Below are 11,906 nucleotides of genomic sequence, written 5' to 3' on the forward strand. Positions count from 1 at the left end.
AAACTTAACAATAATTTATGTTAAATAATATTTACTTTGTTTTAGACAAATTGGGGCTCACTGCTCAAAAACGTGCGATACATATTCAGTTCAACAATAGTTCGCTCAATGAGCTGGTATTCCTACAACGTATTGACGGAACCCATGCGATTACCAAAGGAATTCATTTACAACTCATTTGCTTGTCTCTGCGTACTGATATTGCTTTAAAAAGCTTTATTGGATGTCGTGTAGCCGTTGATATTGTCAATGATCAATCTGAACTCAATCGCATTTCAGGCATTGTCACCAAAGCAGAGGTGGGCGCATCTGATGGTTCCCTTACAATTTATCGTTTAACTGTAGAAGATCCAACCGCTCTATGGAAACAGCGTAGAAATTCGCGTGTATTTATGAATATGTCTGCATTGCAGGCAGTTGAGGTTATATTTAATGAATGGCGAGAAAAATCTCAGCTCTTTGCTTCAAGTCTAACACTGGATAAGAGTGGTTTAACCAAAGACTACGATGTCAGACCATTCATTATGCAACAAAATGAACTGGATGCGGACTTTGTTCAAAGACTTTTAGCTGAGGAAGGGGTGAGTACTTTAATTGATGAAGCACAACTTAAAGTGTCTCGTTTTACCGAACAAATCCAACCCCAAAAGTTCCGTTTAATTGATGATAATACGCAATATAGCAGTTTAGAACGTCGAAGTATTCGCTTCCATCGAAGTAGTGCCGTTGAAAAAAGCGATTCGATTTTAAGTTTACTGGCGAAACGAACTCTGCAACCGACCTCTGTGCATATCCAACGTTGGCAAGCAGATACTCTAGAAATAGAAGAAGGTGCAGGCAATGTTTTAAGTAAACACCAACACAGTGACAACTATGACAACGCTAGTTTAGGTCTAGAACAAGTATGGCACTTTAGTCCTGCATGGGTGGCAGACCTCAATGATGAGGATGGTGCAACTCCATCGAGCAGCAGTCAGGTTGAACGTTTTAACCAAAACTTAAGCAACTACTACGACTCGCAAGCAAAACAGTTTGTTGCTGTATCAACTGTACGAGATGCGCATGTTGGCTATTACTTTGAGCTGAATGAAAATCCTCGTTTAGATCAAAAAGATTCTGCTGAACAGCAATTTTTGATCATATCCAAGCACTTTTATAACCAGAATAATTTACCGAAAGACTTGAGTCATCAAGTCGAAACTTTGTTAAAACAAAGCCATTGGCAACCAGCTAATATCAGCATAAATAATATTGGTAACAGTGACGAACGCCAAGCCAATCAATTGGTACTACAACGACGCAAGATAGCCATTGTTCCTGAATATAATCCCTTAACCCAAAGACCAACAGCCCATCCAATGCGTGCTAGAGTCGTTGGACCAAGTGAGGAAGAAATCTATGTCAATGAAAGAGGAATGGTTAAGGTAAATTTCTTGTTTACTCGTACCGAAGACCATCAACATGATGGCGGTGCAGGTTCTAACAATAATGACACCGACTCGGCTTGGGTGGATGTGCTAACACCATGGGCTGGCGAAGGCTATGGTGCTCGATTCCTACCGCGGGTTGGAGAGTTGGTCGCAATTGATTTCTTTGATGGGAACATTGATAGACCGTTTGTGGTCGGACGTATTCATGAAGGACATCGTCATCCAACTAAGTTTGATGGCAAAGGAAAGCTACCTGATACTAAACAACTTTCTGGGATTAAAAGTAAGGAATATCAATCTGATGGATTTAATCAGCTTCGTTTTGACGATACCACCAACCAAATAAGTAGTCAGTTACACAGCAGTCATGGTGCCAGTCAACTGAATCTTGGGAATTTAAGCCATCCAAAAGAAACCGCGACTAGTGAAGGACGAGGCGAAGGTTTTGAACTGAGAACTGACCAATGGGGTGCAGTAAGAGCGAAAAAAGGCTTGTTGCTATCTACTTACGCTCAGGATTCCGCATCAGGCAATCATCTGGATGCGGCTGAAACAAAATCGCAGTTAGAATCGAGCTTAAATAGTTCAAAAACTTTAAGTGAGGTCGCGAAAAATCAACAGACTGATCCTTTAGAAGTATTGGATAAGTTAAAGCAATTTATGAACCAAATAGAAAACGGTGAGAAAGATAAGGCTGATGCATTTAAACAAGCCTTGATGGTTTTAGCTGCACCGAATTCTATTGCTTTATCGAGCAATGAAGACATACACCTCTCAGCAGATGGACAAATTAGCCATAGTGCAGTTGATAGCATTAACCTCAGTACACAAAAGAACTTATTAGGTCATGCAAGTTCTAAAATCAGTCTTTTTGCAGCACAAGAAGGTGCAAGGCTTTATGCAGGCAAAGGCAAAGTTGAAATTCAAGCTCAGGGTGATGGTGCTGATTTGATTGCCCGCAAAGGTATTCAAATTATTTCTACAGAAGATACGATTTATATTATTAGCTCTAAAGAAATTAGGTTAGTTGCAGATACATCTGAAGTAAAGATCAATGGTTCAGGTGTATTTGCGACTACCCCAGGTTTATTTGAAGTCAAATCTGGGCAACAAAAATTGACCAGTGGCGCAAAGGTTGAAACGCCACCATTGAAGTTAAATTCTTCCCCATGTTATCTCACTTTTGAGATTGTTGATGAGAACGGAAATCCAGGAAAGAATATTGATTATGTGGTATTTAGAGAGGATGGTTCACAGCAAAAAGGCAAAACAGATGCAGCTGGTTGTACTCAAAGATTTGAGACGAAAGGACCTGAACACATTGCAATACATATTTCAGATGAAAATGCTTCAAAATATAAAATCGTTGAAAATAATAATCAGTAGGTTTTAAAATGAATAAATTTAATGTATTGGAATTGATTTTTCTTTTCTATTCCCAAAGAAATGAACACTTATCAAATGTTAAATATACGATAGTATTTACTAAAAAAAATGGAACCAAGGAAACTTACAAGAATTCCACGGATCAAAATGGAAAAACTAAACCTATACGCATAGATACAAACGGAAAGTTGCAAGTTTTTGTTGAAGGGTATTCATCCATTTTTAGTAAAAAAACATTAATATCGCCTATTTTGGCCGAAGGTAGTAATAATTTTGAAATTAATGAAGCTAAATTGGAGGAAAACCTAAAATTTCCAACAGCTGAGCAATACAAAGCCATGCAACTAAATGCACAACAGAAGTTAGAGCATTTAAAAAAAACTGCACAAAAGAATACAAATAAAGGTTCTAAAATATTTGGAAACCTTGGTCAAAATGCTCAACCATTTCCTATTTTTGGAAATAAAAAAACACCAAGTAATGGCGTGGGTAATATTTTGAATAGTAGCCTATTCAATATGTCTTATGAAGAATATAAAAAACAGCATACAGTTAGCTTTAAACAACAGAAATATCTTAAATTTAAAAACTATTGTATTTATCAATTTTTATTTTCGAATGGTAAATCTATTCCTAATTTTAATTATCAAATATTTGCAAAAACACAAGAAAAACCTGTTGTAAATATGAGACCTAGTCCAACTGACTTCAAAGGATTTACACAGGTTGCTTATACATATGAAGATAATTATGTCCAATATTCAATGGCAGGAAAACCTATAAAATCAGCATTACATAAACCTATAACATGTGTTGATGATCAAATCGTTTTTCAAATTATTATTCCTACGAGTGGCGGTATAACCAATCCTAATGTAAACAATAAAATTGGTATGGGACCATTAAAAAAACCACCAATTGTTATAAATCCATATACCAATGAAGTCGTAGTATTACCACCTTCACTTTATGAAGACTTCTATAATAAAACAAAAATATTAAGCGATGCTGTTGAAAAGGTTCATCAAACCAATGCAAGTTTAAGAAGGGCTATTCAAGCTAAAAATATTGATGACATTCGTGAAATGGAAAAGCGACTGAATATCAATCAGCAAGAAGCTTTAAGCAAAATTAATGGTGAATTTCAACAAAGAACAGATTTACAAGAAGTCTGGATCGCTTCAAAAGAGATAGATAAAGGGCAATCCAAAACTAATTTATTAAGACGATATTTAAAACCTGCTGCCTATGAAAAATTAAAAAACTCTCGGCTTAATGAAGATATACGTGTAGAAATTACTAATGCAGAAAACGCAAATAGGGTAGCAGACCCATATAAAATAAAGAAAAGTTTTGACGAAATATCAAAAAAAATCCTGAATGCCAAAGGTGAAGTTGGAAGTGAAGAAAAAGCCGTTTATAACTTGATTGGTGGATTAGGAGGTGAAATCTCTGAACAGTACACAACCAGTCGTGGGATTGATGTCAGCCAAGAAGCTCAGTGGATGAGGATGGTGGCAGGTGCCCATGGTGAAGGTGAAATTAGTGCTTCATCGGCTGGTGTACAAATGAAGCTTAATGCAAATGCTTCAGCTAAATGGACTTTGTTTGAGGGTAAAAAGGAATGGCGTTACTTCTTCCCAAGCGAAAATGGCTGGTATTTGGAACATGGAAATTATCATTTAGGGGAAATTAGATTTCTTATCGGGTGTGAAATTTCAGGTTTTTCAGGTGCAAATTTAGGTATTTCAGGTAATTTATCGGTTGATATCACTCATCAAGGAACTAAACAGCTGATCACTGCTGTAAAAAGAGATCCTCAGCGTTCTATGGCGAATATGATTGATAAAGCCAAAGGTGCAAAATTTAATGCTGCAGAAGGCAATCTTGAGTTGATGGAGGAGTTGGGTGAAAAAGGATCAAATCAAGCACAAGCGCAAATTAAAGCATTTGCTGGGGTTGAATTACAAGGCGTTTTAAAAGGGGGGATAGAGTGGTTTGATCCAGGTACATCTGAAGATTCTAAAGCAAAATTTGTCACAATTGCATCGGCATCGGCAGGTGGAGGCGTGAGTGCAGGTGTCGGAGCAGAAGGACAATTTCAGATTGGTTACTCTGCTGCATCAAATACTTTCCGCGTTTTAGTTGCTGCTCATCTATGTTGGGGGATCGGTGCTAAGGGAACCGCAGCTTTTGATGTTGGTGCAGATCAATTAATAAATTTTGCAGGTTTTATCAAATCTCAGGTTGCTTATGCTGGGTTTAAAACATTGGCTTATGTAAATGAACAGGCATTTTTAAGATTGTCACAAATATTAGCTGTGTGTATTGGTCAGGATCAGCCATTAACTACACATGTTTTAATCTTATCAAGAGTGTATCGGATCTGGATAAATAATTTAGACAAAGACCAAGGTAGATTACTGACAGCACGACGTGTAAATTCCAATTTGGGTCGAAAAGAGCTCTTAGATGCAACTCCTGAAACGAAAGGGATTTTACTTTATGCGGTGTCACATTGGACCCATCAAACGGCACCCATCCTTGACATCAGTATAAGCTTATCCTGGAGTGAGGTTGATATAAAGTTTTTCCCTGAACGAAAAACTGCGATTACCAATATTTTAGCCACTTGTACCTCGGAAGCGGAATGGAAAAATACCATTCAACATATACATCCAGAAGGAACTAAACTTACTGATCAACAAGTAGGAAAGGTTGAAGGTGACTTAATTCGTTTTTTAAACTATGACATATTAGAAACAAAAAGCACCAGTGAAAAACGCTTAAAAACACTGCTAAATTGCCTGAATACCGACCAAGACTATGGGGGTGATGATCTGAACCATTGGTTAAAGTTATATCTGGAGTATCGTAAAGGGGCACGGACAGTGAAAAATCATATGAATTATATGATTGTACGTAATCAACATGACCCGCGTTTTCGTGAACTACAGTTACAACAAAACTTACCAGGTGCATTGGGAGCTCAAGATGGAGTATTGATGGCGAGTAACCTTGAAATCTTAGCGCCATTTGAACCACAAAATCCTGTTACAAATGATCATGAGTATAAGGTATAGTCCTTATACTCAGTTTAAGTTTTTAGAAATTGACAGCGCAACGAACAGAGTTCTCTATATTGTAATCAATAGAATATTTCGAATTCGCAAAACCCTTCACTAATTCAGGATCTGCTACGGGATCAATAGCATGCCTGCTAATTGTAAAACCTCCCGACATCTTTATATTTTGCCCATCATCGGGCGCAGTACTGCGTACCACTTTTTTTATACCTGTAGAGGGTCCTTGAGGGTTATGTTCAGGTGATTTACGATAATAGTCTGGATCATACCAATCTAGCATCCATTCATAATTATCAGTCACCATGTCATAAAAACCCATAGGTGTAGGGGGGAATTGTTTGAGCTCTGGAACCACGACAATGGTTTTATATTTGCTTTTTGTTTTTTGTCTTTGTTCAAAACTCCAAATATTTTTACCATTTTCTATCTTTCCATTATTGGTGGGGTACATGACCATTTGACCCCGATTGCGGGCAGCATATTCCCACTGTGCTTCAGTAGGCAGATCCATCTTTAAATTGAGTTGTTTACCCAACCATTGGCAATAATCTCGCCCTTGTTGCCAACTAATTCCAGCAGCAGCAGTAGGTACTCTTTCTTCTATAGATCTTTCATCAGTGTGCCCAACTAATTGCTTGTTGTTCGCTGCGGTATAGATATCAAAATCAGCATAAGTGGCTTTGCTTGCACTCAGTTTGTAGTCACTTAGAGTCACTTTATGAAGTGGGACAGCATCTCCATCGCCATCATATGGCAGTCCATCTTTACTATGTTGTGGACCAAAATCACCCATCATAAACGATCCACCTTTGACAAAGATCAACTCTTTTTGGGTCTTGTCTAATAAGCTTTGTACTTTTTTTTGTAATTCTGGATCTAATTGAGCAATGGTTGTGATTTCTTTAGTTTGACTATGAGAAGCATTTTGTTTGGCGTCATTACTTTTTGCACAAGCGCTTAAAGCAAAAGTAGAAATTAGAATCAGCGTTAAATTTTGTTTCATCATCTTCTTGGACGTTATGTGTGTATGAATTGGCTAGAATCATAAGCCAATTTAAGCATTTAACAAAGTTAGTTTATGTTGTATATGTTTTAAAATAGACATTACTAAAATGAAAATTTGAATATTCTTGCGTATTCTATATTCAGTTAAATTTTTACAGATTTGCCGCACATCGGACAGAGTTGTTTTTATTTAAATCAATTGAGTCTTTATATTTTGAATGCTTGTAATACTCTAAATCTTTTGGATCTGCTATGGGGTACATTGAATGTCGGCTAATCGTTAAGCCACCCGACATTTTTATATTTTGTCCATCGTCTGGATAGGTACTACGTACCACTTTTTTTGTACCTGTAGAGGGTCCTTGAGGGTTATGTTCAGGTGATTTACGATAATAGTCTGGATCATACCAATCCAGCATCCATTCATAATTATCAGTCACCATGTCATAAAACCCCATGGGTGTAGGAGGAAACTGTTTCAGGAGTGGTACAACTTCTACAGTTTTATATTTCGAAGTCGTTTGATTGCGCTGTTCAAAACTCCAAATATTTTTACCATTTTCCAACTTTCCATTATTGGTGGGATACATGATCATTTGTCCACGATTGCGGGCAGCATATTCCCACTGTGCTTCAGTAGGTAAATCCATTTTTAAATTAAGTTGTTTACCTAACCATTGGCAGTAATCACGTCCTTGTTGCCAATTAATACCTGCCGCTACTTCAGGTATTCGATTTTTTTTAGAATACTCTGCAAAGACCCCTATAGGTTTTTGTTTTGTAGCAGCGGTATAAATATCAAAATCAGCATAAGTGACTTTGCTTGCACTCAGTTTGTAGTCACTTAGGGTCACTTTATGAAGCGGGACAGCATCTCCATCGCCATCATATGGCAGTCCATCTTTACTGTGTTGTGGACCAAAATCACCCATCATAAACGATCCACCTTTGACAAAGATCAACTCTTTTTGGGTCTTGTCTAATAAACTTTGTACTTTCTTTTGTAGTTCAGGATCTAATTGAGCAATGGTTGTGATTTCTTTAGTTTGGCTATGAGAAGCATTTTGTTTGGTGTCATTACTTTTTGCACAAGCACTTAAAGCAAAAGTAGAAATGAGAATCAGCGTTAAATTTTGTTTTATCATCTTCTTGGATGTTATGCATGCACAAATTGATTAGAATCATAAGCCAATTTAAGCATTTAACAAAGTTAGTTTATGCTCAATGTTTAGTGTCTTGAAAATGTATATTTTAAGAAGACAAATGACGGTCTTAAATTAGAAAGCTTAAAAGTGCGAAATTTCATGTTTACTTTCTTACTTATATACAAATAAATAAAATTGTGCAGGATAGATTTCTTGCGTTAGTCAAAATTTGAGCAGACACGACGTTTGATATATAAGGTATTAGATAAAGTCCAAATGATTAAAAAAACCTATTTTCGCAAGAGGTTTAATAATAACATGATCCTTTTCTGAAAAATTTGAGTGATATATAACGTCATCATAATCGAGCCATTATTTAAGATTTATCAATCTAAAAAGAAGAGGAGCATATTGATGTGATTAGCGGGATAGAAGAGCCCTGAATATGAATTTTTATTCATAATAAATTTTACTTATAACTTGAATATTCATTTAAAAAAATAAGGTATTTTGCATGATTTAAATATAATTAGCATAAATTAAACACACTTTGTAAATGCTGACGACATAGTTTCAGCATTGTTTGTCTTGTTGAATTTGTTCATTTTCTTAGCAGGATAAACAAGGAAGTAGAATAATGAAGAAGGCACTCTTAATTTTGGGATCAATGGGTATGTTAACGAATATGCCTGTTTTAGCAGCTGATTTAAGTATAGGCGATCCTAAAACAGAATCAGGGGAACTGAAACTCACAGGCGCAATTCGAACACGCTATATGTACAAAGATTATGTTGTCGAGGCAAATGAGGGCTCTAAAAATCAGGATTGGCAACTTGCAGATATTAAAGCTGTTTTGACTTATGAAAACCCCAATTGGATCGCTTCGATGGATGTTCGCTGTTATCAATACAGTCGTTTATGTGATGCTTGGTTTTTAAAAGATGCATGGGCAGGCTATAAGTTTTCAGATCAGCAGCGTTTGTCTGTCGGGTTTCAATCTGTAGATTTTGGTTTTGGTCGATTATGGGGCAATAGTTATTATGAAACATTGCTGAACACTGTGGGTTTTGAAGACATACAAAATCTAGGGCTAAAATATCAATTTAAAAATGATCAATACAATTTTAATTTAGGTTTCTATCCTACTGATGGTGGAAATTATACAGGCACATCCAAAGATGCAAGTCGATACAGTGGCAATTTTGTTCAAGCAGATGATTTAAGTCAGGGTACAGATATTGAAGAAAAAAATATGTGGATCACACGTTTGTCTAGAAAGTTTGATTTGGACAAATCACAAAACTTTTCGACTGAAATCGGTGGTTCATATTGGTATTCAGAATTGGAAAACAACCGAACTCAGCAAGATGGACATCGTCGTACATGGGCTATATTTAACACTTTGAACTACCAAGCATGGCAATGGCTATTTTTGGCAGGTGAGCAAAATATTAACAATGCGGACAATTTGCTACCAAATAGTTCGACTATGGGAGCCTTCGATTATCCATACCAAGTGGCAAATAAAGGCAAGTTTATGTCTAATGAAATTAATTATACATTGGCACAGCCTTTTCATCAGTTGGAGAATATAAAACCTTATTTGGCTTATAGTCGCTACTTTAAAGATCAAACAGCTTACCAAGATTCAGATCGACTCACCGCTGGGGTCTATTTTAACTACAAAGCAATTGGCATTCAGGGCGAATATATTTGGAGTCGCAATGATCCGATGACTGGAGGCGGTGCAAACGGTCTTGCACAAGGGGAAAGTAATCAGTGGAATAAATTGTTTTATTTATCACTAGGCTATTATTTCTAAACAAAGCATGACCATTGAGCCAGCTTTATCCAAATAAGCTGGCTTTTTAATTGAGCTAAGGTTTAAAAAGAGTGATGTTTAATGGGTGCTTATTTGGGAATGAGCTGTTGGTGATCAAGCGTTAGCTGACTCTCAAAATTAGTGCGCCGATTAAAATAATACAGGATGAGAGAATTCGAGTGACCGTAGCACGTTCTTTTAAAATGAAAATTGCAATTAAAGTCGCAAATAAAATTGAAGTTTCACGCAATGCGGCAACGATGGCAACAGGTGCGAGTGTCATTGCCCACAAGGCGAGACCATAAGAGAAAAATGAGCCGATTCCACCGATTAAACCAAGATGCCAATTTAAACGGAAATAATTCCCCATCTGTCGATACTGCATTTTTAAGGCAAAAATAAAGAAAATCAGTCCAGAAAGTACAAAGCTCCATAAAATATAGGAAATAGCTGATCCAGAAAGGCGAATCCCATGTCCATCCACCAAGGTATAACTCGCAATCAAGATTGCATTTAGCAAGGCTAAACCAATCCCTTTTCGTCCCTTTTTAGGTGCGGCGAAGATCATGGATAAAATGCCGATGGAAATCGTGATGATACCAAGCCATGCATAGAATTCGAGCTTTTCATCCAGCAACAATGTCCCTAAAACAGCAACGATAAGCGGTGCAGTACCTCGCATTAACGGATAGGTCAGTCCCATGTCTGCGATATGATAGATTTTTGCGACCATACCAAAATAGACAATTTGTATCACTGTAGATGCTAAAATATAAGCCCAGCTTGCACTGTTGGGCATCGGGAAAAAGGGCAGCAATAGCATGGCTAAAACTGCTGCTGATGCTGTAACCAGTACGGTGGTTAAGAACTTATTTGAGCCCGCTTTGACAATCGCATTCCATGTTGCATGAAATGCTGCTGCCAGTAAAATTAGACCAAATATCGTTGTGCTCATAGTTTTAGTGTCAGTAGATCATCAGTTTTATCAAGCTGATGATTGATGATATTTAAAAAAACAAAAATCTAAGCATACCTATAAAAATACCTTCTCAGCGCTGTGTTGAACAGACTCTACAGGTTGAATCAACTGTCCTCGTGATAGGTTTTGGATATGTTGCAAACGATTCAATAATTCATTTTGAATAAACAAAATACAGGTTTGTAATTTGGATGAACTTTTCAAACGTGATGGATAGACTGCCCATACATCTGCATCTTGCCAATATTCAGGAAGAATATGTTGTAATTGACCACTAATCAATTCATCCGCAACATCCCAAATTGAACGTAAAATAATCCCGTGACCTTCTACAGCAAGCTGATGAATAATTTCACCATTGTTTGAAATAAAGCGTGGTGTAACATGTACAGACATATCTTCTGAGGCGTGACGTAATTTCCATAATACAGAGGATTGATCACGCTCACTAATGGTTAAGCAGTCATGATGTCGTAAATCTTCTAAATTTTCAGGCGCACCATTTTTAAGGATATAACTGGGTGCGGCACAAAAAATCCGAAAATTAGGCACCAGTTTTTTTGCAATCATATTGGGTGCAATTTCGTTACCAATACGAATATCCAAATCAATGCTGTGTTGAATCAGATCTTTAGTATTATCAATGGTATCAAACTGTATCTCCAATTTTGGATACATGGTCATCAATTTTGACAAGATGGGCGCCACATGTTTTCGACCAAACCCAAAGCTGCTGACAATATCCAGATGTCCTGTTGGCGTACTTAATGGGTTATTGACCAGTTCACTAATTTCGTCAAATTCCTCCAAAATATGCGCAACACGATCGAGTATAAGTTTGCCATCTTCCGTCAAACTGACATGGCGTGTACTTCGATGAAACAATTTACAATTTAAATTGGTCTCTAAAATGTTGATCCGCTTACTAATAAAAGCAGGCGAAACGCCAAGCTCATCCGCAGAATCGACAAAACTCTTGCGTTTTGCGACTGTGCAAAAAACCTTTAAATCCGATAGGTTAGGTAGATTATTCACGATCCGTGTCCATTGGGG

The 11,906-nt window shown here is 37.1% G+C and carries 7 protein-coding genes; 3 read left to right on the top strand and 4 right to left on the bottom strand.

Features of this window, described 5'->3' with window-relative positions; all coding sequences use genetic code 11:
- Positions 1-17 precede the first annotated feature (17 nt).
- Together AC1Z3T_RS09550 and AC1Z3T_RS09555 are read left to right on the top strand one after the other, a co-directional pair.
- On the top strand, positions 18-2,816 hold the full coding sequence (locus AC1Z3T_RS09550) for a type VI secretion system Vgr family protein (protein ID WP_100885772.1): 2,799 nt from the start codon (positions 18-20) through the stop codon (positions 2,814-2,816).
- 8 nt (positions 2,817-2,824) lie between these two features.
- Positions 2,825-5,899 (top strand): hypothetical protein, encoded by a 3,075-nt coding sequence (locus AC1Z3T_RS09555; protein ID WP_100885771.1) that lies wholly within the window; start codon positions 2,825-2,827, stop codon positions 5,897-5,899.
- A gap of 22 nt (positions 5,900-5,921) precedes the next feature.
- Here the strand turns inward: AC1Z3T_RS09555 and AC1Z3T_RS09560 are convergent, their stop codons facing one another.
- On the bottom strand, positions 5,922-6,905 hold the full coding sequence (locus AC1Z3T_RS09560) for a formylglycine-generating enzyme family protein (RefSeq protein WP_171266162.1): 984 nt from the start codon (positions 6,903-6,905) through the stop codon (positions 5,922-5,924).
- A gap of 154 nt (positions 6,906-7,059) precedes the next feature.
- On the bottom strand, positions 7,060-8,052 hold the full coding sequence (locus AC1Z3T_RS09565) for a formylglycine-generating enzyme family protein (protein ID WP_171266136.1): 993 nt from the start codon (positions 8,050-8,052) through the stop codon (positions 7,060-7,062).
- A 637-nt stretch (positions 8,053-8,689) separates the two neighbouring features.
- Between AC1Z3T_RS09565 and AC1Z3T_RS09570 the strand changes: the two genes are divergently transcribed.
- Positions 8,690-9,874, top strand: coding sequence for a TonB-dependent receptor (locus tag AC1Z3T_RS09570; RefSeq protein ID WP_100885768.1), 1,185 nt, complete (start codon positions 8,690-8,692; stop codon positions 9,872-9,874).
- A gap of 121 nt (positions 9,875-9,995) precedes the next feature.
- Here the strand turns inward: AC1Z3T_RS09570 and AC1Z3T_RS09575 are convergent, their stop codons facing one another.
- Positions 9,996-10,829, bottom strand: a complete 834-nt coding sequence (locus AC1Z3T_RS09575) for a DMT family transporter (RefSeq protein ID WP_009586801.1) — start codon at positions 10,827-10,829, stop codon at positions 9,996-9,998.
- A 78-nt stretch (positions 10,830-10,907) separates the two neighbouring features.
- Entirely contained in the window at positions 10,908-11,888 is a 981-nt protein-coding gene (locus tag AC1Z3T_RS09580) for a LysR family transcriptional regulator (RefSeq protein ID WP_100885767.1), read from the bottom strand.
- Positions 11,889-11,906: the final 18 nt, after the last annotated feature.

The organism is Acinetobacter sp. B-6, from assembly GCF_056930735.1.

Coding starts and splice junctions, on each gene's coding strand:
- AC1Z3T_RS09570 (WP_100885768.1), top strand. CDS start 8,690: ATGAAGAAGGCACTCTTAATTTTGGGATCAATGGGTATGTTAACGAAT.
- AC1Z3T_RS09550 (WP_100885772.1), top strand. CDS start 18: ATGTTAAATAATATTTACTTTGTTTTAGACAAATTGGGGCTCACTGCT.
- AC1Z3T_RS09560 (WP_171266162.1), bottom strand. CDS start 6,905: ATGAAACAAAATTTAACGCTGATTCTAATTTCTACTTTTGCTTTAAGC.
- AC1Z3T_RS09565 (WP_171266136.1), bottom strand. CDS start 8,052: ATGATAAAACAAAATTTAACGCTGATTCTCATTTCTACTTTTGCTTTA.
- AC1Z3T_RS09575 (WP_009586801.1), bottom strand. CDS start 10,829: ATGAGCACAACGATATTTGGTCTAATTTTACTGGCAGCAGCATTTCAT.
- AC1Z3T_RS09555 (WP_100885771.1), top strand. CDS start 2,825: ATGAATAAATTTAATGTATTGGAATTGATTTTTCTTTTCTATTCCCAA.